The organism is Methylobacterium tarhaniae (assembly GCF_001043955.1).
In the GTDB taxonomy this organism is placed as follows: Bacteria; Pseudomonadota; Alphaproteobacteria; order Rhizobiales; family Beijerinckiaceae; genus Methylobacterium; species Methylobacterium tarhaniae.
Genome location: NZ_LABZ01000005.1, coordinates 34911 through 59873, shown reverse-complemented (window position 1 = coordinate 59873; position 24963 = coordinate 34911). Strand labels below are relative to the sequence as shown.

At 71.4% G+C, this 24963-nt stretch carries 18 protein-coding genes; 7 read left to right on the top strand and 11 right to left on the bottom strand.

From position 1 onward, the window contains the following. Positions 1 to 262: 262 nt before the first annotated feature. Positions 263 to 544 (top strand): hypothetical protein, encoded by a 282-nt coding sequence (locus VQ03_RS00625; protein ID WP_048448909.1) that lies wholly within the window; start codon positions 263 to 265, stop codon positions 542 to 544. A gap of 69 nt (positions 545 to 613) precedes the next feature. Further along, a complete protein-coding gene (locus VQ03_RS00620) occupies positions 614 to 1255 on the top strand; it encodes a glutathione S-transferase family protein (RefSeq protein WP_048448908.1) in 642 nt (213 codons plus the stop codon). A gap of 4 nt (positions 1256 to 1259) precedes the next feature. Here the strand turns inward: VQ03_RS00620 and VQ03_RS00615 are convergent, their stop codons facing one another. Both VQ03_RS00615 and VQ03_RS00610 read right to left on the bottom strand, forming a co-directional pair. Next, entirely contained in the window at positions 1260 to 1961 is a 702-nt protein-coding gene (locus VQ03_RS00615) for an alpha/beta fold hydrolase (RefSeq protein ID WP_048448907.1), read from the bottom strand. Between the two features lie 155 nt (positions 1962 to 2116). Further along, entirely contained in the window at positions 2117 to 3280 is a 1164-nt protein-coding gene (locus tag VQ03_RS00610; protein ID WP_048448906.1) for an acyl-CoA dehydrogenase family protein, read from the bottom strand. Between the two features lie 247 nt (positions 3281 to 3527). On the opposite strand from VQ03_RS00610, the gene VQ03_RS00605 reads away from it, so the two are divergent. After that, on the top strand, positions 3528 to 4544 hold the full coding sequence (locus tag VQ03_RS00605) for a PAS domain-containing protein (protein WP_048448905.1): 1017 nt from the start codon (positions 3528 to 3530) through the stop codon (positions 4542 to 4544). A 7-nt stretch (positions 4545 to 4551) separates the two neighbouring features. On the opposite strand, the gene VQ03_RS00600 is transcribed toward VQ03_RS00605, so the two are convergent. The 5 genes from VQ03_RS00600 to VQ03_RS00580 form a co-directional block, all read right to left on the bottom strand. Then, the gene (locus VQ03_RS00600) at positions 4552 to 6483 is read right to left on the bottom strand and encodes an acyltransferase family protein (protein WP_053078342.1); all 1932 of its coding nucleotides are present in this window, start codon (positions 6481 to 6483) and stop codon (positions 4552 to 4554) included. A gap of 627 nt (positions 6484 to 7110) precedes the next feature. Further along, a complete protein-coding gene (locus VQ03_RS00595; protein WP_083467685.1) occupies positions 7111 to 9207 on the bottom strand; it encodes a carbohydrate porin in 2097 nt (698 codons plus the stop codon). A gap of 136 nt (positions 9208 to 9343) precedes the next feature. Further along, on the bottom strand, positions 9344 to 10549 hold the full coding sequence (locus VQ03_RS00590) for a fumarylacetoacetate hydrolase family protein (protein ID WP_048448904.1): 1206 nt from the start codon (positions 10547 to 10549) through the stop codon (positions 9344 to 9346). A 214-nt stretch (positions 10550 to 10763) separates the two neighbouring features. Then, entirely contained in the window at positions 10764 to 12266 is a 1503-nt protein-coding gene (locus VQ03_RS00585; RefSeq protein WP_048448903.1) for a phosphomannomutase/phosphoglucomutase, read from the bottom strand. 89 nt (positions 12267 to 12355) lie between these two features. Further along, positions 12356 to 14332, bottom strand: coding sequence for a putative bifunctional diguanylate cyclase/phosphodiesterase (locus tag VQ03_RS00580; protein WP_048448902.1), 1977 nt, complete (start codon positions 14330 to 14332; stop codon positions 12356 to 12358). Positions 14333 to 14588: 256 nt separating this feature from the next. Here VQ03_RS00580 and VQ03_RS00575 point away from each other — a divergent pair, with 256 nt between their 5' ends. Next, a complete protein-coding gene (locus VQ03_RS00575) occupies positions 14589 to 14852 on the top strand; it encodes a hypothetical protein (protein ID WP_048448901.1) in 264 nt (87 codons plus the stop codon). Between the two features lie 142 nt (positions 14853 to 14994). Continuing rightward, the gene (locus VQ03_RS00570) at positions 14995 to 15591 is read left to right on the top strand and encodes a metallophosphoesterase (RefSeq protein ID WP_048448900.1); all 597 of its coding nucleotides are present in this window, start codon (positions 14995 to 14997) and stop codon (positions 15589 to 15591) included. A gap of 75 nt (positions 15592 to 15666) precedes the next feature. Here the strand turns inward: VQ03_RS00570 and VQ03_RS00565 are convergent, their stop codons facing one another. After that, positions 15667 to 17958, bottom strand: coding sequence for an NADP-dependent malic enzyme (locus VQ03_RS00565; protein ID WP_048448899.1), 2292 nt, complete (start codon positions 17956 to 17958; stop codon positions 15667 to 15669). Positions 17959 to 18197: 239 nt separating this feature from the next. Here VQ03_RS00565 and mutS point away from each other — a divergent pair, with 239 nt between their 5' ends. Continuing rightward, positions 18198 to 20963, top strand: coding sequence for a DNA mismatch repair protein MutS (mutS, locus tag VQ03_RS00560; RefSeq protein ID WP_425350013.1), 2766 nt, complete (start codon positions 18198 to 18200; stop codon positions 20961 to 20963). A gap of 137 nt (positions 20964 to 21100) precedes the next feature. Here mutS and VQ03_RS00555 read toward each other — a convergent pair whose 3' ends face one another. From VQ03_RS00555 to VQ03_RS00545, 3 genes are all read right to left on the bottom strand, one after another. After that, the gene (locus VQ03_RS00555; protein ID WP_048448898.1) at positions 21101 to 21373 is read right to left on the bottom strand and encodes a hypothetical protein; all 273 of its coding nucleotides are present in this window, start codon (positions 21371 to 21373) and stop codon (positions 21101 to 21103) included. 285 nt (positions 21374 to 21658) lie between these two features. Beyond that, positions 21659 to 22081, bottom strand: a complete 423-nt coding sequence (locus VQ03_RS00550) for a response regulator (RefSeq protein ID WP_048448897.1) — start codon at positions 22079 to 22081, stop codon at positions 21659 to 21661. Further along, positions 22078 to 23154: a PAS domain-containing protein gene (locus tag VQ03_RS00545; protein WP_048448918.1), complete on the bottom strand. Its 1077-nt coding sequence runs from the start codon at positions 23152 to 23154 to the stop codon at positions 22078 to 22080. Before VQ03_RS00545 ends, VQ03_RS00550 begins: the two co-directional genes overlap by 4 nt. Before the next feature lie 394 nt (positions 23155 to 23548). On the opposite strand from VQ03_RS00545, the gene VQ03_RS00540 reads away from it, so the two are divergent. Then, positions 23549 to 24886 carry an AmpG family muropeptide MFS transporter gene (locus VQ03_RS00540; RefSeq protein WP_048448896.1) on the top strand — a complete coding sequence of 446 codons (1338 nt, stop codon included), beginning with the start codon at positions 23549 to 23551 and terminating at the stop codon, positions 24884 to 24886. Positions 24887 to 24963: the final 77 nt, after the last annotated feature.

The window sequence follows — 24963 nt, the reverse complement described above, 5'->3', positions numbered from 1 at the left end:
TCATAAGAAACATGAACAATTTATCTTAGTAAAATGTTAAAACCGATCGGTAGATTTAGTGGTGCATGAAAAAATTCCTAAAATTGGTGGTTCAACGGCTAACCGACGTAAGGTCATGATCGGCGCGAGACGCCGGCCCAGGCCGACGGGAATCGTCGCCGCACGGCGCCTGCACGGGGCGCGGCCGGGTCGTGCATCGTCGGCCGCGAACCCGGACGCCGTCCCGCGGTTGATGCGCGATCCCTTCCGCACGGACAGTCCAATGATCAGACGCGCCCTCGCCCTCGCCCTCGCCCTCGGCCTTCCCGGGGCCGCCGAGGCTCAGACCGCCCGCGTGCCGCCGCCGAGCGACGCCGTCGGCGCGCCGGGGCCCGGTACCGGGACGAAGCCGCCCGCCTCGCGCCCGACGCAGAACCTTCCGGGCAATCCGAGCAGTACGTCCGTGCCGGGCACCAATCCGGGCGTCTGGATCGGCGGCAGCCCGACCGCGGGCCCGCCCGGCTCCGGCCGCACGGCGGGCGGGCCCGCGGCGGGGAACCGGTGAGCGATCATGCGCCGGGCCGGGCGGTCCCGGTGCCTGCCGGCAGCCAGCCGCCATGACGGGAGAGTGCCCTTGCTGACGATCCACCACCTCGGCCATTCGCAATCCGAGCGCATCCTGTGGCTGTGCGAGGAGCTCGGGGTGCCCTACGACCTCGTTTGCTATCGGCGCGACCCGGTGACGATCCTGGCGCCGCCGGCATTGCGGGCGCTGCACCCGCTCGGCGCCGCGCCGATCATCGAGGATGGCGGGGTGGTGCTGGCGGAATCCGCCGCGATCGTCGAATACGTCATCGCCCGGCATGGCGGCGGACGGCTGCGGCTCGGGCCGGAGCATCCCGCCTATGCCGCCTTCCTGTACTGGTTCCACTTCGCCAACGGGAACCTGCAACCGGTCGTCGGACGCCTGATGATGGTGAGTCGCGTCGGCCTGGGACCCGATCACCCGGTGCAGGTCGCGGTGCAGGGGCGGCTCGACCGGGTGATGGCGCTCATCGAGGCACGGCTCGGCGAGGCGCCCTGGCTGGCGGGCGAGGACTTCACGGCGGCCGACATCATGAGCGTGTTCTCGCTCACCACGATGCGGCTGTTCCAGCCGATCGACCTCGCCCCCTACCCGAACATCCGCGCCTACCTGCGGCGCGTCGGCGACCGCCCGGCCTATCGCCGCGCCATGGCGAAGGGCGATCCCGACCTCGAGCCGATGCTGACCTGACGCGTCACGCCGCCAGCCACTCCCGCAACAGCGCGCTCGTCTCGTCCGGCCGCTCCAGCGGCGGCAGGTGGCCGCATGCGGTGAGCACGTGCAGGCGCGAGCCGGCAATGCCCTGGTGGATCTCGCGGGCCTGCGCCGGTGGCGTCAGGGCGTCGTCCTCGCCGACCGCCACCAGGGTCGGCACCCGGATCGTCGCCAGGGTCGGCCGGCTGTCGGGCCGGTCGAGGATCGCCCGCTGCTGGCGCAGGAAGGCCGCGCCGCCGACCCGCTCGGCCATCACCTTCACGGCCTCGCCCACCGGCCCGTGCACGTGCGAGGCGTGGACGAGCTTGGGCAGGAGACGCGTCGTGACGCCGGCGAAGCGGCCGACCTTGAGCTGATCCATGCCCTGGCGCCGGGTCGCGGCGCGTTCGTCGGTCTCCGGCGAGGCGGCGGTGTCGAACAGGGCGAGGCGCGTCACCCGCTCGGGCGCCTGGCGCAGGATCTCGAAGGCGACGTAGCCGCCCATCGACAGGGCGACGAGCCCGAAGCGTGGTGGCGCTGCGACGAGCGCGCGACGCGCCATCGCGGCGACGCTGTCGTCGAGGGTGAGATCCGCCACCGACGCGGCCGTCCGGTCGGCGAGCGCATCGATGGCGGTGCGCCACAGGACCGCGTCGTTGAGGAGCCCGGGCAGGAACAGCAGCGGGGCGAGATCGGTGGTCATGGCAGCCCCTATGGCCGAAGCCGCGGCGCGGCACCAGCAGGCCCGTTCGGCGAAGGCGAAAGGCGAGGGTTTTCCCTGTCCCCGGACAGCTGCATCCGCGGGAGAAGGAGAGACCCTCGCGCCATCTCATCGGACAGCCGCGCGGCTCCGGCCGATCAATACGAGCGCGGCATGCCCAGCACGTGCTCGGCGATGTAGGACAGGATCAGGTTGGTGGAGATCGGCGCCACCTGGTAGAGCCGGGTCTCGCGGAACTTGCGCTCGACGTCGTACTCTTCCGCGAAGCCGAAGCCGCCGAAGGTCTGGATGCAGGCATTGGCCGCCTCGAACGAGGCGTCGGCGGCGAGCATCTTGGCCATGTTGGCCTCCGCCCCCGGATTGGCCCCGGCCTCGTAGAGGCGCAAGCCCTCCTGCACCATCAACTCGGCGGCACGCATGTTGGCGTAGGCCTTGGCGATCGGGAACTGGATGCCCTGGTTCTGGCCGATCGGCCGGCCGAACACCTGGCGCTCGCGGGCGTAAGCGGAGGCCTTGGCGATGAACCACTTGGCGTCGCCGATGCATTCGGCGGCGATCAGCAGCCGCTCGGCATTCATGCCCGACAGGATGTAGCGGAAGCCCTTGCCCTCCTCGCCGACCAGGTTCTCGGCCGGAACCTCCATGTTGTCGAAGAAGACCTCGCAGGAATTGTGGTTCATCATCGTGCGGATCGGTCGGATGGTCAGGCCGCGGCCGAGCACCGTCCGCATGTCGACGATGAAGGTCGAGAGCCCGTCGGTCTTCTTCGCCACCTGGTCGCGCGGCGTGGTGCGGGCAAGCAGCAACATCAGGTCGGAATGCTCGGCCCGGCTGGTCCAGATCTTCTGGCCGTTGACGATGAACTTGTCGCCTTCGCGGCGGGCCGTGGTGCGCAGGGCCGTGGTGTCGGTACCGCTCGTCGGCTCGGTGACGCCGAAGGCCTGGAGGCGCAGCCGGCCGGCGGCGATCTCCGGCAGGTAGCGCTCCTTCTGCGCCTGGGTGCCGTGCCGCAGGACCGTGCCCATCGTGTACATCTGGGCGTGGCAGGCCGCGCCGTTGCAGCCCGAGCGCTGCACCTCCTCGAGGATGGCGGCGGCGGCCGAGAGCGGCAGGCCGGAGCCGCCATATTCCTCAGGGATCAGCACCGAGAGATAGCCGGATTCGGTGAGCGCGTTGACGAAGTCGGTCGGGTAGGCGCGCTCGGCGTCGAGGCGGCGCCAGTACTCGTCGGGGAAGCGGGCGCAGAGCTTGGCGACCTCCTCGCGGATCTCGGGGTGCCGCAGGGCGTCGGTCTCGGTCATTCGGGCGTCTCTCCATCCTGCCGCGGCGCTCAGGCGGGCGATGCGGCTCGTCGTTGCCCGGCAGGGTACACCGATCGTGGTGGCGGGAGCCATGCCGTGGGACCGGGCTGCCCTGTCGTCGGGGCCCGACTGCGACCACAGGTCTGACCGGTGGCCTTGCCTTCACGCGCGGCATGGCCTGTATGTCCCTCGATCCTCTCGTACCGAAGCGGATTCCGGGCATCGAGGCTCCGACCACCGAGGCGCCATGCGTGCGGCCGACCTATCTTTCGCTCCCGCCGACTTTCTCCGGCTGACCGAGAATGCCGGGCTGACGGGCAATTGGGGCTGGGTCTTCGCCTCCGACCGGCAGACCTGGTCGCCCGGCCTCTTTCGTCTGCTCGGTCTCGATCCGCTATCCGTGCAGCCGAGCTACGAGCTGCTCACCGACCTCGTCCACCCCGACGACCGGCCCAGCCTGGCGAGCGCCGCCGACCTGCGGCAGGGCCACGCCCTGCCAGGACGCGAGATCCGGATCGTGCGGCCGGACGGAACCTTGCGCACGCTCACGATGCGCACCGAGCTGCACATGACGCCGGAGGGCCGGCCGCAGGCCGCCGCCGGCCTCGTCCTCGACGTGACCGATCCGGCGGCCCTGATGCGGCTGCGCCGGGCCGACCAGCGCCGGCGCAACGCCTGGTTCGCGGCGGCCCGCCTGCTGTTCGTCCCGGTCGACCTCGACGGGACCTTCCGCTTCCCGCCCGAGGCGGCGCGGTTCGCCGGACGGTCCATCGAGGAGATCAATGCCGATCCCTTCGCCGACGTGGTGCCGGAGGAGCGCGCGGCGTTCCGCGACAGCATCGCGCGGCGCGAGGCCGGCGGCGTGTTCCAGGCGGCGCCGCTGCTCCACCACCGGAACCGCGAACCCGAGCGCTTCCGGGTGCTCTCGGTCCCGGTCCATGACGAGCGGGGCTGCCTCATCGAGCGCAACGGGCTCATCTACCCTGCCGCGCTCACCGCTCCCCTGGCGGCGGCCGAGCTGGCCGAAGGGCTGGAGCAGGCGGTGGAGGGCCACCACCTGCGCGCCGCCCGGGCTCTGCTCGACTGGTCGATGACCAATCTGGCGGAGGCGAGCGGCCTGTCGCTCTCGACGGTGCGGCGCCTGGAGGAGAATGCCGAGGGCCAGGGCGCCCGCTCGCGCCACAGGGCGATCGCGGCCCTGCGCGCGGCCGGCATCCGCTTCGTCGTGCTGGACGGCGGCGGGGTGGCCGTCGCCCGCACCTGACGCCGTCTCACGGCACCACCGCGGCGGAGCGGGCAGGGGCGAACAGCCCGGCATCGAGGAAGCGCTCGACCGCCAGCGCCGCGCCGGCCGAGGAGAAATGGCCGGTATCGGCGTAGAGCAGGGTTTCGCCCCGGGCGAAGGGGCAGGTTTCGCCGGCACACAGGGCGGCCTGCGGGTCGATGAAGGTGACGGTCGCGGGCAGGGCCGCCCTCAGGGCCTCGTTCAGGTGCAGATCGGCGACCGGGCGCCAGCGGCCGGCGGCGTCCGGCGGGTCGCGGCGCTGGTGGTAGGCCAGGAAGGCCGGATCGAGGGGGAGTTCCGGCGACTGCCCGACGACCTGGACCCGGGCCCCGAGGGCGGTGATCCGCGCCACGGTCCCGCGCAGCCGGTCGGGCACGTCGCGGTCGCGCTGCGCCCCCCAGCGGGCGGCCAGGACCACGTCGCGGATGCCGAGCCGGCGGATCAGCGCCAGGGCGTTCTCGTTGAAGTCGCGGCAATGCGGCACGACGTGCGAGGCGACGCCCAGCGTCGGCTGGCACCCGGCGGCCGTGTACTGGACGAGGCGACCGGGCAGCCGGTCGGCATGCCGGATCAGGCCGGGCACGTAATGCGCCGCGAAGCTGTCGCCCCACAGCAGGACCAGCCCGTCCTTGCCCCCGGTCCGGGTGCAGGCGGCCGCGTCCCAGGCCTGCCAGGTCTGGTCGGCGAAGAGGAAGCAGGTGCGGTGGTTCCAGGTCTCGGTGCCCGGAACCGGCCGCAGGCGGAAATCGGGGAAGCGGCCCGGAAGCCCGCCGCTCGCCACCCCCGCCCAGCCCAGGCCCGCCATCGCCAGCGTGGCGAGCGCACCGGCGGCGAGGACCGGCCTCAGCCGCGGCGGCTGCGAGGGCGCATGCCGGAAGGGGCGCTCGACGAAGCGGTAGGAGAGGGCGGCGAGGACGAGGGTTGCGCCGATCACCGCGACCGTCTCGGACGGGCCGAACTCCCGCATCAGGGCGATCCGGCCGAGCACGATCAGCGGCCAATGCACGAGATAGGCCGAGTACGAGATCAGCCCGATCGCCACGAGGGGAGGGGCCGCCAGCAGGCGGGTGGCCGCCGCGCGGCGCGCCTCGGCCTCGCCGAGGCGGATCAGCAGGGCGGCGCCCAGGCAGGGCGGCAGGGCGCCGAGGCCGGGAAAGGGCGTCGCCTCGGTGTAGAGGAGCGCCGGGACGAGGATGCCGGCGAGCCCGGCGAGGCCTGCGGTCTGGCGGATGGCCAGGGGCAGCGTTCCCCGCGCGCCCGGCGCCATCGCCAGCAGGGTGCCGACGAGGAGTTCCCAGGCCCGGGTCGGCAGCAGGTAGAAATTCGCCGTCGGCGCGTAGCGGCCGGCATAGACGCTCAGGCCGAGCGACAGCAGGGCGACGAGGCCGAACGGCAGCCAGAGCGGCCGCAGGCGCAGGCGCACGGCCAGGAGCAGCGACACCGGCAGGACGAGGTAGAACTGCTCCTCGACCGAGAGCGACCAGGTATGCAGCAGCGGGCGGTAGAGCGCTGCGGCGTCGAAGTAGCCCGAGGCGCGCCAGAAATAGAGATTGGCCACCGATAGGGCGGAGGCCGCCGCGCTGGCGGCGTAATCCTCGAGCTGGGGCGGCAGCAGGAGCCAGTAGGCGGCGAGCGAGGTGAGCGCGAGGGTCGCGACCAGGGCCGGCAGGATGCGCCGGATCCGCCGCGCGTAGAACGCCGCGATGCCGATGCCGCCGTCGGCCGCCTCCCGCAGCAGGCCGCGGGTGATGACGTAGCCCGAGATGACGAAGAACACGTCGACCCCGACGAAGCCTCCCGGCATCCAGGTGATGCCGACATGGTAGAAGATCACCGCCAGCACCGCGACGGCGCGCAGGCCGTCGATGTCGGGGCGATAGCCTGAGGCCATCGACTGCCCGTTCACGCCAAGCTGCATGATGTGTGCCCCCCGGACGAAGGCCCGCTGTTGTCGTTCCGTGGTCGAGCAGGATCGACTGCTCCGAAAGAGCAGGTTTTGCGATCATATCTCTGTCGCAAACGGACGTTTATTCGTCCTTTTACAGTTCAATCTTAGAAAATGAGCGAACGGGATACAGCACAGCCTTTGTCCGTAAATTTCGGCCGGTCCGGGGGGAAAAGCGCCAGGGGTGTTGCAGGATTGTCCGCCGCGACCGGGGGCGGCCAGCCGCGTCCTGCGCATCAGATCGGGCGGAATACTCCGACGACCGGCGTCACCGCCGTCGAAACGAGGCGCACCGCCCCGCTTCCCGGCGAGAGTGGGGCTGGGGGTGAGGGCGAGACGCGGCTGCAGTAAAGCTCAAGTCGTCGCGCCGGGAATTCTGCCGGCAGCGCTTTCCCCGGAAGCATCCCGCCGGCCTGCAGATCCCTTTGCCATTCGGGCGCGGGCCTCGCGCGACTTGCCCTGATCGCGGCTGGCGGCGCCGGTGATGCGGTCGCCCGGCCCCGGACCGGCGACGAACCCTCGGCGCCGGGCAGAAAGGGCACACCACCCGAGGGCGCATCGTCCGAAAGTGGCACACGCCCTCGCGCGCCGGGAGCCGCGTCAGAAATCGGCGTGGAGGCGGGTGCCGAAGAAGCTGACGGGGCCGCGGTCGCGGTTATAGGCGGGGTTCACCACCAACTGGTAGTTGAACGACACCGTCACCGCCTTGGTGAGGCTGAGCGCGTAATAGGTCTCCAGGGCCCGCTCGGTGCCGTAGTTCAGCCGGCCGTCGCCGATCAGGAGGCCGAGGCCCCCATTGGCGAAGAAGGCGCGGTGCGTCGGCGACAGGCCGTTGATCGCGCCGCCGATGCCGACCGTGTCGCTCGGCCGCTCCCAGGCGGTGCCCTTCAGCGAGAAGCCGCCCGAGATCGACCGGTCGACATCGGTGAAGGACAGGCTCTCGTTGCGCCCGTCCGAGAGGCTGGCCCGGGCGAACAGGCCGAGATCCGGCGTCAGCGCCTGCTCCAGGTTGATGTAGGCGCCGGTCTTGCGCCGGGGCCGGCGCGTGGCGGAGGCGGCGTCGTTGATGTCGTCGTAGATCCCCGCCTGCGTCAGGTCGACGATCTGGCGGTAATTGGCGGTGTTGCCGACATTGCTGAACAGGCCGATGCGCAGCTTGCCCGGCTGGTTCAGCCCGGGGAGGACGTGGCGCTCCTCGACCTCGATGTTGGCGCCGGCGCGCTGGAAGACCCGCGGATCGAGCACGTCGCTCGACGGCTCCTTCGGCACCTGGGTGTAGGCGGCCCGGATGGCGAATTCCGGCCGGTTGTACTCGACCATCACGCCTTGGGTGAAGCCGGGGAGGTTGGCGGGGAAGTCCCAGGCCGAGGAGCCCCAGATCGACCAGTTCATGAAGTCGACCCGGGGGTCGTGGGCGTAGACGTTGCCGTCGAAGAAGTCGCCGAGGGCGAACTTGCCGGCCACGACCGAGATCCGCTCGACGTCGCGGGTCATCGCCACCTGGTTGACGCCGTCCGGCACGTCCTCGGTGGCGCCGCCGAGGCCGAAGGTCTGGCGGATGAAGTAGCGGTTGGAGCGCAGCTTCGGGAACGGCGCGCCGGCCTTCTGGGCCTCGCCGTTGACGAAGCCGGCGACGCCGAGGGTGCGCGACAGGCCGAATCCTTGAGAGAATTCAGGGTTGTAGTAGAGCTCGGTGCTGTCGGTCAGCTTCACGCCGAGGAACAGGGTCGCGGTGGTGGTGGACTGGACCTGGTTCGGCACCAGGCTGTTCTCGCCGCGATAGGGCGCGCGGAAGCCCGGCACGCCCTGCGTCACGAAGGTGGTCTGGCCGTGGAAGGAGTAGCGGCCGGTGTCGCGGCTCGCCGGCGCGTCCTCGGCGGCCTCCGCCGGCAGCTTGAGGCCGTAGGGATACCAGGAGAGCCGCGCCATCATCTGGTGCGACGTGAAGGCGGCCTGGGTGGAGACCGGGCCGAGCCCCGGCACGCTGCCGAGATCGAAGCGGCCGGAGCGGCCGAGATCGACGTAGCGGTAGTCGAGGCCGAGCGCGAGGTTCGGGGCGATGGCGTATTGCACGCCGGCCCCGAGGGTGAAGCCGAGGAAGGACAGGTCCTTGCGCGCCGTCGCCACCGCGCCGGTGGCGAGGTCCGGATAGGTCGCGAGCACCCGCGCGCTGGCCCCGGCGAGCCCGAAGGTGGCGTAGACGAGGTAGCTCTCGAACGCGTAGCCGAGGCGGGCCCGCAGGGCACCGTAGAGGTTGGTCTTGTCCCGGATCACGTTGAAGGGCGGATCGATGCCCTCGTAGCCGAAGCCGAGAGCCGTCGAGGGCACCGGGCGCTTGAGGTTGGCGCCGTAGATGTCGGCCTCCAGACCGTAGAGATACGGGCCGGTCTGCCAGTTATAGCCGCCGAACACCCCGCCGACCGCCGTGGTGGCGGTGCGGCCGGCATCCGAGCGCCTCGTCGAATCGCCGCTCTGGAAGGCCGGGATCGCCCGGCCGCCGACCGTACTCGGCCCGAAGCTGTAATTGCCGAACGAGGCGCCGGCGCTGCCCTCGATGCCGAGATAGGGACCGGACCAGTCGATGGTGGACGGTCCGGCCGGGGATTGGGCCGATGGCGGGCGCAGGTCGGCCGCTGCCGCCAACCCGGCGCACAGGCCGATAGCCACCCCGATCCCCGCTCCGCCCGTCCGCCGCATCGCCGCAACCCACCTGTCGTTCCGGTCGCCAGGTATAGCCAAGGCTATACTCCTGGCAACCGGCCAAGCTTGTCCGGCACAGGCCTCCACGATTTCCGTGACGCCGATGTCACAGCGCGGGTGGGCGGGCGCGCCTTCAGGCTCCGAGGAGCCCGCGGGCGGCGAGATTGCGCATCAGCGCCGCCGCGCCGAAGGTCCAGGGCTCGCAATCCTGGCAGTGGCGCATCCGGTTGACGAGGGCGCCCAGGCCCGGGCTGCGGATCACCACCCGGTCGCCGACCTTGTGGGTGAAGCCCTGGCCCGGCGCCCCCCGGTCCTCCACCGGCGCGAACATCGTGCCGAGGAAGAGCACCGCGCCGTCCGGATACTGGTGGGTGCCGCCCATCATGGCCTCGACGAGGTCGGCCGGGTCGCGGCTGATCTCGGAGAGGGGCGAGGTGCCGGAGAGCCGGAACCCATCCTCGCCCGACACCTCCAGGCTCACCACGGTGCGGCGGACATGGTCGAGGGAGAAGCCGCCGTCGAACAGGCGCAGGAACGGGCCGAGGGCGCAGGAGGCGGCATTGTCCTTGGCCTTGCCGAGCAGCAGGGCCGAGCGGCCCTCGAAGTCGCGCAGGTTGACGTCGTTGCCGAGCGTCGCCCCGACGATGCGCTGGTCGGAGGCCACCACCAGGGCCACCTCGGGCTCCGGGTTGTTCCACTGCGAGCCCGGATGCAGGCCGGCCTCCTGGCCGCAGCCGACGGAGGAGAGCGGCTGCGCCTTGGTGAAGATCTCGGCATCCGGGCCGATGCCGACCTCGAGGTACTGGCTCCAGGCGCCCTGCGCCACCAGCACGCTCTTCAGCGCCATCGCTTCCGGAGAGCCGGGCTTCAGCCGGCGCAGGTCGTCGCCGACGAGGCGCCCGACCTCGAGCCGGATCGCCGCCGCGGCGTCCGGGTTGCCGCGCGCCCGCTCCTCGATCACTCGCTCCAGCATCGAGACCGCGAAGGTCACACCGGCGGCCTTGACCGCCTGGAGGTCGATCGGCGCGAGGAGCCAGGGCTTGGAGGCGTCGCGGGTCTCCGGGGGCGTGTTGGCGAGGATCGCGTCGAGGGAGCCGACCGTCTCGCCCGTGGCCCGGCGCAAGGCGGCGGCGGGATCGGGCGTTTCGCACAGGTCGCGGATGGTCGGGAAGGCGCCGGTGATGTCGACGAGTTCCGGCGCGCCGCCGGTGCCCTCGCGCACCGCGACCACGCTCGGCCCGCTCATGTCCGGCCGCCAGATCCGACCGGCGAGAGCGCCGGCGACGCCGTCCTCCGGCAGGATGGCGCGGGCGTCGAAGGCGTCGAGAATCGGCTGCATGTCAGGTTTCCTCCCGGGCCGGCCCCGTTCGGCGGGCGCGCGGCGTGGGAGGAGACCTAAGCCGATCGGGTGCGGCGGGGAAGCGCCTTGCGAGCGTGGCTCGTTCGATCCGCTCGACGGAATGTCCACCCTCCGCATCATCCCGGGGCCGCGAAAGCGGAGCCCGGGATGACCAGGAGGGTTTCAGATCCCGATGATCGCCCGAGGAAGCCGGTCAGATCGTCTGGTTGTAGGCCCCGACCTGGGGATTCTCGCGCAGCACGCCGTCGACCGCCCGGAACATCTCCTCCAGCCGCGCCCGCGACACCGGGCTCTCGACCACCACCACCAGTTCCGGCTTGTTGGAGGACGCCCGCACCAGGCCCCAGGTGCCGTCCGCCGTCGACACCCGCACCCCGTTCACTGTGACGAGGTCGGTGATCGCCGCCCCGCCCAGGGTCTCAGCCCGCTCGTGCATCTCCCGGAAGCGCGCGGTCACCCGCTCGACGACGCCGTACTTCTCCTCATCGGCACAGTGCGGCGACATCGTCGGCGAGCCGAAGGTGGTGGGCAGCGCCGCGTAGAGCTGCGACAGGCTCTTGCCCGGGTTGCGGTCGAGCATCTCGATCACGGCGATCGCGGTGAGAAGCCCGTCGTCGTAGCCGCGCCCGACCGGCGCGTTGAAGAAGAAATGGCCCGACTTCTCGAACCCGGCGAGCGCGTTCAGCTCGTTGACCCGGCGCTTGATGTAGGAATGCCCGGTCTTCCAGTAATCGGTCTCGACGCCGCGCGCCTTCAGCTCCGGGTCGGAGGCGAACAGGCCCGTGGACTTCACGTCGACGACGAAGCGGGCGTTGGGGTGCTGGAGCGAGAGGTCGCGGGCGAGCATCACCCCGACCTTGTCGGCGAAGATCTCGTGGCCCTGCTCGTCGACCACGCCGCAGCGGTCGCCGTCGCCGTCGAAGCCCAGGCCCACATCGGCCCCGGTCGCCTTCACGGTGTCGGCGATGGCGTGCAGCATCGCCATGTCCTCGGGATTGGGGTTGTAGCGCGGGAAGGTCGCGTCGGCCTCGACGTCCAGCGGCACCACCTCGCAGCCGAGGCGTTCGAGCAGGGCGGGGGCGAAGGCGCCCGCGGTGCCGTTGCCGCAGGCCGCCACCACCTTGAGGCGCCGCGTCAGCGGCTTGGCGCGGGAGACGAGGTCGTCGAGGTAGACCTGCGCGAAGTCGGGCACGAACTGGTACGCGCCGCCGTCCCGGTACTGGAAGGCACCCGAGAGCACGATCTCCTTGAGGCGGCCCATCTCGGCCGGGCCGAAGGTCATGGGCCGCTCGGCGCCCATCTTCACGCCGGTCCAGCCGTTGTCGTTGTGGGAGGCGGTGACCATCGCCACGCAGGGGCAGTCGAGGGCAAACTGGCCGAAATAGGCCATCGGCGAGAGGCAGAGGCCGATATCCTTCACCCGCAGGCCGGCCGCCTGCATGCCGGCGATCAGCGCGAGCTTGATCGAGGCGGAATAGGCGCGGAAATCGTGGCCGGTCACGATGTCGGGGCGCACGCCGAGCTCGTGGACGAGGGTGCCGAGGCCGAGCCCGAGAGCCTGGACGCCCATCAGGTTGAGGTCCTTCGGGAACAGCCAGCGGGCGTCGTACTCGCGAAAGCCGGTCGGCGCGACGAGCGGCAGGGCCTCGAACGCGAAGGTGTTGGGGGTGAGCGCGGCGTGGGGCTTGGGGAACATGGTCGGTCTTTTCTCGTCGGCGGTGAGGGGCGTCGGGGTGCGCCGGAGGTTAGCCCGGCCGGGCCGGGCGCGCAGGGGTTGCGAAAGGGTCAGGCTGCGTCCGTACGGCAGGCCAGGGCCTGCCTCAACGCATGATCGGCGGGAGCCGGACGGCCGAGATGGTAGCCCTGCAGGAGCGGGCAGCCGAGGGCGCGCAAGGCGACGAGGTCCTCGGCCGTCTCGACGCCCTCGGCCACCACTTCGAGGCCCAGCGCCCGGCCGAGGCCGAGCACCGCCTGGATCAGCCCGCGCTTGTCGTCGGAGGCGGACAGGCCGGTGACGAGGCTGCGGTCGATCTTGACCCGGCCGGCCCGCAACTGGCGCAGCGAGGCCAGCGACGAGTAGCCGATGCCGAAATCGTCGAGGGCCACCCGGATCCCCGCCCGGGAGAGGGCGAGGAGCTTGCCCTGCACCGCCTCGATGTCGAGGGCGGTCTCCTCGGTGATCTCGATCTCGAGGAGCGACGGGGACAGGCCCAGCGTCCGCAGGCGGTCGAGCACGATCTCGTCGACCGGGATCTGCGCCATCTCCCGCGGCGAGACGTTCATCGCCACGCGGATGTCGGAGACGCCGGCGGCGCGCAGGCTCTGCATCGCGCCGCAGACCTGCTCCAGGATGAAGCGCAGCAGCGATTCGGTGAGGCCGGCCCGGGCGGCGGCGGCCACGATCTCGCCGGGGGGGACCCAGCCGTGGACCGGATGGTTCCAGCGCACCAGGGCCTCCAGGCCCGCGACGCGGCCGCCGCCCTCGCCGAAGATCGGCTGGAACCAGACCGCGAGGCCGTTCTCCGCGAGGGCATGCGAGAGGTCGCGCTCGCTGTCTCGCCGCATCTCCAGGCGGCCGCGCAGGCCCTCGTCGAAGATCCGGAAGCGGTCCCGCCCGGCGGCCTTCGCGGCGTAGAGCGCCTCGTCGGCGCAGCTCAGCATCTGGGTCAGGCTGGGCCCGTGGGCGTGGCAGAGGCCGATGCTGACGCCGAGGCGGCCCGCATCGAAGCTCTCGAACCGCTCGACCACCACCCCGATCAGCGCCGCCGCCAGGTCGGCGGGCGGCCATTCGGCCGAGGGATCGTACAGGACCGCGAACTCGTCGCCGCCGAATCGGGCCGCCAGCGCCTCCGGCGGCAGGGTCCGGCGCAGGCGCTGCGCCACCTCGGCCAGCACCCGGTCGCCGGTCGAGTGGCCGTAGACGTCGTTGACCGACTTGAAGCCGTCGAGATCGAGCAGCATCAGGCAGGGCGCCGGACCCGGACGGAGGATCCGGGCTTCCGCGGCTTGTGCGAAGCCGGCCCGGTTCATCAGGCCGGTGAGGGCGTCGTGGGTGGCGCGCCGGCGCATCTCGTCGGCGAGCGCGCTCGCCGACGCATGCGCCTCCTGGCGCGCCCGGGCCAGCGCCGTGGCCTCGTTCTTCAGCCGGGAGGTACGGCGAAAGCCCCGCTCGGTCTCGACGGCGCTGCGCAGGAGCGCCGCGAGATAGAGCAGCGTGGTGAGGGCGAGGCAGGTGCGGTCGAACCCGCCGGCCCAGGCGAGGCAGCCGGCCACCGTCAGGAGCGGCGGGGTGATGAAGCTCGCGGGAATCGCCGCGTAGGCCATGCCGTGGGTGACGGCTCCGGCGGTGATGCCGCAGGTGACGACGAGGTAGAACAGGGACTGGGGCGCGGTGTAGCCCTCGCACAGGAGCGCCACCAGGGACCAGACGAGGCCCGACAGGAACGCCGCGAGGGTGGCGAGGCGCAGGTGCCGGTCGACGCAGGCGGCGGCCCGGGCCTGCCAGGGCGGCGAGGCCTCCGGGGCGACGAGGCCGGGGCAGGGCGCCCGGCACAGGCCGAACCGGGCGAGGTTGATGGCCGAGGACAGGGCGAACCAGGCGAGACCGGCGCCCCCATGCCCGGCCTGGGCGGCGACGAGCGCCCCGGTGGCACCGAGGAGCGCGTTGACCGGCATGGCCTGCTGCACGCTGCGGCGGACCGCCTCGAGCTGGTCGCGCCGGATCGAGGCGCCCAGATCCGGGCCGTCGCCATTGCGCGGCATGCCGGAGCCTGGTTCCTGGCTGCCTGGTCCTGACATGTCACCTCGGCGGATCAGTCACGCTGCCGTAACAGGCGGGGGTAAAGAATCGTTGACGGCGGTTCGGGTCAAGGTGGCAAAGATCAAGCCGCTCGAGAACAAGCCTGCCGGGGCCGGCCAGACGGGACGACCACCGATCCCTGTTCCTTCCGGGGATTGCCGCCACGGAACGGTGACCGAGCCTGACCGTTGACGTGTTCGCAGAGCGCGAGGAGGCAACATGCGCAACGTGGCGAAGGCGGCTTTGGTGGCGGTCGTGACGCTGATGGGCGTCGGCGCGGCGGAGGCGAAGGGCTGCATCAAGGGGGCCATCATCGGGGGCATCGCCGGGCATTACCTGGCCGAGCGCGGGGTCGTCGGCGCCGTGGCGGGGTGCCTTGCCGGACGGGCGCTGGCCAAGCGGCGCGCCGCCCGCGACGTCGATTACGGCGCCCGCGTGCGCCCGCGCGACGGTTACGGCTCGCGCCAGAGCTACAGCTATTGAGGCGCCGTCCGGCGGGCTCTGCCTGCCGGACCGCAAGGGCCTGCAGGCGCCCCGCACCTGCCGACGCGGCGATCCGTCCCGTGCCGGCCGGATCGTTCGCCCCATCTGATGCCGCATCCGTCACGCTCCGATCCGGGTGCGCATGGCCGTCTTCTTCACCGCCGACACCCATTTCGGCGATACGCATATCCTGCGCCAGCGCGGCCGCCTGTTCGCCTCGCTCGAGCAGCACGACGAGACCCTGGTGGCCAACTGGAACGCCGTCGTCGGACCCGAGGACGAGGTCTGGCATGTCGGCGATTTCGCGGCCCATGCCGAGCGCGCGCATTGCGCGGCGATCTTCGCCCGCCTCAACGGCGTGAAGCACCTAGTCCGCGGCAACCACGACAGCAACCGCGTCCTCGACCTGCCCTGGGCCGACCCTCCGGTCGAGAGCGCGCGGATCACCCTGCGGGAGGAGGGCCGGGAGTGGCGGCTCTTCCTGGCGCATTACGCCCATCGGGCCTGGCCGGGCCTGTGGCGCGGCACCCGTCACCTCTACGGCCACACCCACGGCACGCTCCCGGACACCAGCCGCTCCTGCGACGTCGGGGTCGATGCCTGGGACTACCGCCCGGTGCGGCTCTCGGCCCTGGCGGCGCGCCAGGACGCGGCGACCCTGGTGCCGGAGGAACTGGCCCGGGACAAGGCGCGGGAGGACGCCGCCGACCGGGACCACGGCCGCGCAGCGGAGCGGTGATCCCACCCGCGACCTCGGGATGAGGGCGCGGATGGGATGAGCGGGGCCGGAGAGGCCGACCCCGGAGGCCGCCGGTCAGCCGCCGATATTGTAGGCGGCGAGCGCCGCCATGTTGACGAGGTCGGAATCGGTGGCCCCGAGCGGGACGATCTGCACCGCCTTGTCGAGGCCGACGATCAGCGGCCCGAGCACCTGGGCGCCGCCGAGTTCCTGCAACATCTTGGTGGAGATCGAGGCCGAGTGGAAGGCCGGCATCACCAGCACGTTGGCCGGCTGCTTGAGGCGGCTGAACGGGTACTGGGCGAGCAGGTCCTTGTTCAGCGCCACGTCGGCCGACATCTCGCCGTCATACTCGAAATCGACCCGCATCCCGTCGAGGATGCGCACCGCCTCCTGCACCTTCTCGGCGCGCTCGGCCTTCGGGAAGCCGAAGGTCGAGAACGACAGCATCGCCACCCGGGGCTCGTAGCCGAGGCGGCGCGCCACGCCGGCGGCCTCGATGGCGATGCCGGCCAGCTCCTCGGCGCTCGGCATCTCGTGGATCGCCGTGTCGGCCACCAGCACCACGCGGCCGCGGGCGAGGCAGAGCGAGACGCCGATCACCCGGTGGCCGGGCTTGTGGTCGATGACGCGGCGCACGTCCTCCAGCGCGATCGAGTAGTTGCGGGTGGTGCCGGTCACCATCGCGTCGGCGTCGCCGAGCGCCACCATCGAGGCCGCGAAGTGGTTGCGGTCCTGGTTGATCAGGCGCTGGCAGTCGCGGAACAGGAAGCCCTTGCGCTGCATCCGGGCGTAGAGGAACTGCGCGTAGACGCTGTTGCGGTGCGACTTGGCGGCGTTGTGGATCTCGATGTTGTCGCGACCCGCGAGATCGATGCCGGCGGCCTCGGCATTGGCCATCACCCGGTCCTCGCGCCCGACCAGGATCGCGGTGCCGAGGCCCTGGTTGACGAAGGAGATCGCGGCGCGGATCACCACCTCCTCCTCGCCCTCGGCGAAGACGACGCGCTTGGGGAACTTGCGCACCCGCTCGAACACCCGGTTCAGCGTGCCGGCGACGGGGTCGCGCCGGGCCGAGAGCTGGGCCCGGTAGCGGTCCATGTTGTCGATGGGCTTGCGGGCGACGCCGGTCTCCATCGCGGCCTTGGCCACCGCCGGCGGGATGGTATGGATCAGCCGGGGATCGAACGGCACCGGGATGATGTATTCGCGCCCGAAGCGCGGCCGCGTGCCTTGGTAGGCCGCCGCCACCTCGTCCGGCACGTCCTCGCGGGCGAGCGCCGCGAGCGCCTCCGCCGCCGCGATCTTCATCTCCATGTTGATCGTGGTCGCGTGCACGTCGAGGGCGCCCCGGAAGATGTAGGGGAAGCCCAGGACGTTGTTGACCTGGTTCGGGTAGTCCGAGCGCCCGGTCGCCACGATGGCGTCGTCGCGGACCTGCGCCACCTCCTCGGGGGTGATCTCCGGGTTCGGGTTCGCCATCGCGAAGATGATCGGCTGCGGCGCCATCGAGGCGATCATCTCAGGGGTGAAGGCGCCCTTGACCGAGAGGCCGAACACGATGTCGGCGCCCTCCAGCGCCTCTTCGAGGGTGCGCTTCGAGGTCGCGACCGCGTGGGCCGACTTCCACTGGTTCATGCCCTCGGTGCGGCCCTGGTAGACCACGCCCTTGGTGTCGCACAGGATCACGTTCTCGGAGCGGAAGCCGAGCGCCTTGACGAGCTCGATGCAGGCGATGCCGGCGGCACCGGCGCCGTTGACGACGAGGCGGGCTTCCGCAATGTCGCGGCCGGTCAGGTGCAGGGCGTTGATGATGCCCGCCGCCGAGATGATCGCGGTGCCGTGCTGGTCGTCGTGGAAGACCGGGATGTCCATCAACTCCCGCAGGCGCTCCTCGATGATGAAGCACTCGGGAGCCTTGATGTCCTCCAGGTTGATGCCGCCGAAGGTGGGCCCAAGATAGCGCACGCAGTTGATGAACGCCTCGGCATCTTCCGTCCCGACCTCGAGGTCGAAGGAATCGATGTCGGCGAAGCGCTTGAACAGGACCGCCTTGCCCTCCATCACCGGCTTGGAGGCGAGCGCGCCGCGGTTGCCGAGGCCCAGGATCGCGGTGCCGTTCGAGATCACCGCCACGAGGTTGCCCTTGGCGGTGTAGTCGTAGGCCAGTTCCGGGTTGTCGGCGATGGCCAGCACCGGCACGGCGACGCCGGGCGAGTAGGCGAGCGACAGGTCGCGCTGCGTCGCCATCGGCTTCGTCGCCACCACTTCCAGCTTGCCGGGACGGCCGTGCTGGTGGAACTGCAAGGCTTCCTGGTCGGTGAAGGTCGGGCGCTTGCGTCGGGTGACGGGGCGGGACTCGCTCATGCCAAGCTCTTCTCTGCGACCAAGGATCAACCCGAGGGCGGGGACACGTCCCTTAGGGCCATGATCCGGCCGGCTCAAGCGGCGCTGCGGCGCTAACACCCGCCCGCGCGCCCTTTTACGCGGGGGATGACGATCCCCATCATCCACGATGTGCCGGTCTGGAGCGTGGCCGCCGGCCTCTGTTAGTCTGAACGACCACTTCGCCGCGGACCCGACGACAGCCCCCTGATCTCATGACGATGGACAGCGACACCGGCCGCCTTCTGCGCAACGAGGCTTACGAGCCCGCCGACGAGGCGCCGCCGCCCTCCCGCGGCCGCCGTTCTGCTGCGCCCGACGACGAGGCCAAGGTCTCGCCGATGATGGCGCAGTACATCGAGATCAAGGCGGCGAATCCTGATTCCCTGCTGTTCTACCGCATGGGGGATTTCTACGAACTGTTCTTCGAGGATGCCGAGACCGCCTCGCGGGCCCTCGGCATCGTGCTGACCCGCCGGGGCAAGCATGCCGGCGCCGACATCCCGATGTGCGGCGTGCCGGTGGAGCGCTCGGACGACTACCTCCAGCGCCTGATCGGGCTCGGCCACCGGGTCGCGGTCTGCGAGCAGACCGAGGACCCGGCCGAGGCCAAGAAGCGCGGCTCGAAATCGGTGGTGCGGCGCGAGGTGGTGCGCCTCGTCACCCCGGGCACGATCACGGAAGACCGCCTGCTCGATCCCGGCCGGGCCAACGTGCTCCTGGCGCTCGCCCGACGGCGCGCCTCGGATTCGGCCTGGGTCTACGGGCTTGCCGCCGTCGACATCTCGACCGGGCGCTTCTCGCTCGGCGAGGTCGAGGGGGCGGGGCTCGCCGCCGAGATCGCCCGGCTCGATCCGCGCGAGATCGTGATGGGCGACGCCATCCATCAGGATCCCGAGCTTGCCCGGCTGTGGCGCGACACGCGGGCCGCCGTCACGCCGGTCGGCCGCGGCGACGTCGATCCGGCCTCGGCCGAGCGGGCGGTGAAGGAGCAGTTCGGCGTCCAGACCCTCGACGGCTTCGGCGCCTTCAGCCGGGTCGAGGTCGCGGCGGCGGGCGCGGTGCTGCACTACATCGCCCGCACCCAGCTCGGCGCCAAGGTCACCTTGAGCCCGCCGACCCGCCAGGCGGCGGGCGCGAGCCTGATGATTGACGCGGCGACGCGCCAGAATCTCGAACTCACCCGCACCCTCTCGGGCGAGCGCTCGGGGAGCCTGCTCGCCGCCATCGACCGCACGGTCGGCGGGGCCGGCGCCCGTCTGCTCGCCGAGCGGCTCGCCGGCCCCTCGACCGATCTGGCGCTGATCCGGCGCCGGCACGACGCCGTCGAGTTCCTGGTGGGCGAGGGGGCCTTGCGGGCCGAACTCCGGGCCGAGCTGGCGCGTGCGCCCGACATGGCCCGGGCCCTGTCGCGGATCTCCCTCGGCCGGGCCGGCCCCCGCGACCTCGCGGCGCTCCGCGACGGGCTCCTGGCGGCTCGCGGCATCGCCACGGCGCTCGCCGGGGCCGGCGCCCTGCCGGGCGAGATCGGCAAGGCGGCCCGCATCCTCGCCGGCCTCGACGAGGCGCTGGCCGACGACCTCGCCGCGGCGCTCGCCGACGACCTGCCCTTGCAGCGCCGCGACGGCGGCTTCGTGCGCGAGGGCTACCGGGCCGAGCTGGATGAATCCCGCACGCTCCAGCGCGACTCGCGCCAGGTCGTGGCCGGGCTCCAGGCCCGCTACGCGTCCGACACCGGCTGCCGGACCTTGCGGATCAAGCACAACAACCTGCTCGGCTACTACATCGAGGTGCCCCAGGCCTTCGGCGAGACCCTGCTGAAGGATCCCTGGCGCGCCACCTTCGTCCACCGCCAGACCATGGTGGACGCGATGCGCTTCACCAGCGTCGAGCTGGGCGAGCTGGAGACCAAGATCGCCAATGCCGCCGGGCGCGGCCTCGCCCTGGAGCTCGAGATCTTCGAGAGCCTGTCCAAGGCCGTGATGGCGGAATCCGACTCGATCGTGGCGGCGGCGGGCGCGCTCGCCGCCCTCGACGTCGCCGCCTCGCACGCGGAACTCGCCGTCGAGCTGAACTGGACCCGGCCGGTCGTCGACGACGGCCTCGCCTTCCGGATCGAGGGCGGGCGCCACCCCGTCGTCGAGGCGGCGCTGACGAAGGCCGGCGAGGCCTTCATCGCCAATGCCTGCGACCTCTCCGGCGACACGGCCGGCCAGATCCTCCTCGTCACCGGCCCGAACATGGGCGGCAAGTCGACCTTCCTGCGCCAGAATGCCCTGATCGCGGTGCTCGCCCAGATGGGCGCCTTCGTGCCGGCGACCTCGGCCCATCTCGGCCTCGTCGACCGGCTCTTCTCCCGCGTCGGCGCCGCCGACGACCTGGCGCGGGGCCACTCGACCTTCATGGTGGAGATGGTCGAGACCGCCGCGATCCTGAACCAGGCGACGCGGCGCTCGCTGGTGGTGCTCGACGAGATCGGCCGCGGCACCGCGACCTTCGACGGCCTGTCCATCGCCTGGGCCTGCCTGGAGCACCTGCACGGCACCAATGGCTGCCGCGCCCTGTTCGCGACCCACTTCCACGAGCTGACCGGGCTGGCGCAGCGCCTCGACCGGCTGTCCAACGCCACCCTCAAGGTGACGGAGTGGAAGGGCGACGTCGTCTTCCTGCACGAGGTGGTGCCGGGCGCCGCCGACCGCTCCTACGGCCTCCAGGTCGCCCGCCTCGCCGGCCTCCCCGCCCCGGTGATCGCCCGTGCCAAGGCGCTGCTCGCTGAACTGGAGAAGGGGGAGGGCGGTGCCGGCCGGCGGAAGGCCCCGGCGGAGTTGCCGCTCTTCGCCGCCGTGCCGGCCGCCCCGCCGCCGGCCCCGGTCGAGAGGCCCGATCCGGTCGGCCTGCTCCTCGACGGGATCGACCCGGATTCCTTGAGTCCGCGGGAGGCGCTGGATGCCCTCTACCGGCTCAAGGCGGCGCGAGCGGAGAGGTGACGCGGCCGCGACGAGGGATCGAGGCGTGAGATGCCCTCGCGATCACGGCCCGGACGCATTGCGACCGGGCCGTGATGAACAGGGTGCCGGTTCACCGAGAGATTCCGTCGGCGCCAGCGGTGTTTTCCGCGAAGGTGCTAGTGCGGCACCTTCTCGTCCATTTCCGGGAACTGGAAGGTCGCTTGCGGCCGAACCGTCTCGACTCCGTCGACCGATTTGAACGCACCGACCAGCGCAGCGTCGCTCGTCCCGACGATCGTGCGGAAGCGCGGGATCGTCTCCTGAATGTGCAGGCCCTTCTCTGCGAGGGACTTGGCGACCTCCGCGATGGCCGCCCGCTGTCCTTCTCGACCATGGTCACCATTCCGACGTCGGCCATGGTGCGCCTCCGTCTTGACAAAAGTTCTCATGTCAATGTCGGCGGATTCGATTCCCTGCGCGAGCTGGCACGAAGCCCGAGGCCCGGGTTGTCATCCCGTGTTGTTCGGCCTCGTCGCCCGCGCCGCCTGAGCGGTGCGGGCGAGTGTCCGGTGCCCCGAGCCGGCTTGCGTTGGCAGGCCGGCGCTTCATCCGCTCAGGTCCTTGTCGTCTTGCACGGCCGGCCGCTCCTCGTGCGATATCTCCTTGGGGAAGCGGGGCGAAGCCGGCGAGATTCTCAGGTCGAAAGGCGGCCGTCGGAGATCGGGTTGTTCGATCTACGGTGCCGGCGCCAGCACCATCCCGTCCGGCGGCTCGGTCGGCACGCCGCCGTGATAGCGCCCGCTCACATAGGCGAGGGCGGCGCGGATCACCCGCTCGGAATACGGCTTGGCGACAATCCCGGCCGCTCCGGCGAAGTCCGGCGGGACGCGCTTGGCGTTGGCGGTGGTGAACAGCACCGTGGTCCCGGGCCGGGCGCTGAGCGCTTGCGCCACCGTGACGCCGGTGGGACCGTCGGCGAGATGGATGTCGACGAGGGCGACGTCCGGGGCGAGGTCGCGGGCCAGCGCGATCGCCTCGCCCGAGCGGGTCGCCACCCCGACGGGCAGGTGGCCGGCCTCCTCCAGCAGGCATTCGAGCTCGAGGGCAATGAAGGCCTCGTCCTCCACGATGAGGACCCGCAGGCCTCCCGGGCTCAACGGGTAGTCCCCAGGGGCAGGACGACGTGGGCGTGGGTGCCGGGGTTCAGCTCCTCGAAGGTGAGGCTGCCGCGCAACTGGCGCACCAGCATGCCGACGAGATCGCGGCCGAAGCCCTCGGGGTTGTCGGGCTGCGCCGCGAGGCCGACGCCGTCGTCGCGGATGTCGAGGATCAGGTGCTCGTCCTCCGCCCGGGCGGTGATGGCGACACGGCCGCGGCGCTCGTCCGGGAAGGCGTGCCGGACCGCGTTGACGGCGAGCTCGTGCACCAGCAGCGCCAGGGGCGCGGCCATCGAGACCGGCACCGCCACCGCCTCGACATCGATCGAGAGGGCGATCCGGTCGGGGTCGAGCCCGGCTTCGAGGTCGGTGGCGAAGTCGGCGGCGAAGTCGCGCAGGTCGAACCGTGCGACGTCGCTCACCGCGTAGAGCAGGCGGTGGGCGGTGGAGAGCGCGCCGATCCGGTCGGCCATGCTGCGCAGCGCCTCGCGGCAGGCGGTGTCGCGGGCGCGCCGGGCCTTGAGTAGCACCAGGGAGGAGATGACCTGAAGGTTGTTCTTCACCCGGTGGTCGACCTCGTGCAGCAGGGCGGTCTGCTGGTCGAGGGCGGTCTGGAGCGCCCGGTTGCGCGCCTCGAGATCCTGGGCGAGGCCGTCCTTCTCCCGCACGAGCGCCCGCTCGGCCTGGCGGGTCCGGGTGACGTCGGTGAGCACGGCGAAATAGGAGCGCACCGTGCCGGCCTCGTCCCGCACCGGAGTGAGCGTCATGGCGTTCCAGAACGGCCGACCGTCCTTGCGATAGTTCAGGAGGTCGACCCGGATCGGCTCGCCCTGGGCGACCGCGTCCCGCACCCGGGCGATGTCGCCGGGATCGGTGTCGGGTCCCTGCAGGAAGCGGCAATTGCGGCCGAGCACGTCCCCCGCCGCGTAGCCGGTGAGGCGGCAGAAGGCGTCGTTGACGAAAACGACCGGGTTGTCGGCCTGGGCCGGGTCGGTCATCACCATCGGTGCCTCGCTGGCGCTGAAGGCGGCCAGGAAGGGAGCATCGGAGAACGGCGCATTCGAGTACGGCACCTTGGCCGTGCGCCCGTTCCCCGTCCCGGCCTCCCTCGGAGCGTCCAAACCGATCATCCGCCACCCGCCCGTTCGCGGCCGGCCCCGCCCGGCCGATCCGGGCGGAGCGGGACTGTTATCCCAACTCTCCTCAGCGAACCCATGACCGCGGGCGGGGTTCCCGATGGTCACGTAAGCTGCGGTGGACACAATGTTAATCCGTCATCCACCATGATGCCGCCCACATGCTGGGGTCGATTGCGCGGTGGTGGCCCGGCACGGCGTCTCGCGCCGGGGCCGGCGAAGCGTTGGACGGCCAACGCTTCGCCGGCTCAGGTTCTTGGGCCGCCGCAGAGGTTTCGTCGCGAGACCGGCCACGGCTTTTGCGAAATCTGCTCAGGAGACGACGATCACGATGACGACGACGGCCGGGAGAGAGGGCGCGGGCTGGCTCGCCCGTACCAGCGCCACCCTGCGGGACGTGACGGCGGACCGGCGGATGGCCATGATGCTGGTGCTCGGCTTCGGCGCCGGGCTACCGATCCTGCTCGTCTTCGCCACCCTGTCGGCCTGGCTGCGCAGCGCCGGCATCGAGCGCTCGAGCATCGGGCTCCTCAGCTACGTCTCGCTCGCCTACACGCTGAAATTCCTCTGGGCTCCCGTCATCGACCGGCTCGACCTGCCGGTCCTGTCGCGCCTTCTCGGCCGCCGCCGGGCCTGGATGCTGCTGGCCCAGCTCGCCGTGGCGGCGGGCCTGATCGCGATGAGCCAGGCCGATCCGGCGAACGCGCTCGGCTACACCGTGGTCTGCGCGCTGGTCATCGCCTTCGCCTCGGCGACCCAGGACATCGTGGTCGACGGCTGGCGCATCGATTCCGCCCCGACCGAGCGCCAGGGCATGATGCTGGCCTCCTACCAGCTCGGCTACAGCCTCGCGCGGATCTGCGCCGGCGCGGGCGCGCTCTTCGTCGCCGACGCGTTCGGCTGGGCCCCGGCCTATGGCAGCATGGCGCTCCTGATGATCGTCGCCATCGCCGGCACGCTGGCGGCACCGAAGGTGCAGGCGCGCGATCCCGGCCCCCGGCGCGGCTGGCGCCATGCCCTGCGCGAAGCGGTCGTCGATCCCTTCGCCGACCTCGTGGCCCGCAAGGGCACGGGGCTGGTGCTGATCCTGGCGCTGATCACCGTCTACCGCCTGCCCGACATCGTGTCGGGCATCATGGCGAACCCCCTCTACATCGACATGAAATTCTCCCTGTCGGAGATCGCCACGGTCTCCAAGGTCTACGGCGTCTGGGTCGGCATCGCCGGGGCCTTCGCGGGCGGCATCGCGGTGAGCCGGATGGGCCTCTACCCGGCGCTCCTGATCGGCGGCATCGCCGCCTCCGCCTCGAACCTGATGTTCGCGTGGCTGGCGCTTGCCGGCCACGACCTGCCGCTCCTGGTGGCCAGCATCAGCATCGACAATTTCGCCGGCGCCTTCGCGGGGACGGCGCTCATCGCCTACATGTCGAGCCTGACCTCGCCGGCCTTCGCGGCGACGCAATACGCGCTGCTCTCCTCGCTCTACGCCCTGCCGGGCAAGTTCGTCGGCGGCCTGTCCGGATTCGCCGTCGAGTCGCTGGGCTACCCGGCCTTCTTCGTCATGACCGCCGCCGTCGGCATCCCGGTGACCCTGCTCTGCCTCGGCCTCCGGATGCTGCCGGGCGAGACCGAGCCGGCGCCGGCCCAGGAGCTGCCGGCCCGAGCTTGACGGCCGGGGCGCCGGCCCCGGTCGCCGCCCCTTGCGGAACCCGCACCCGGCGCCCCAGCTTTAATCCCGAGCTGCAT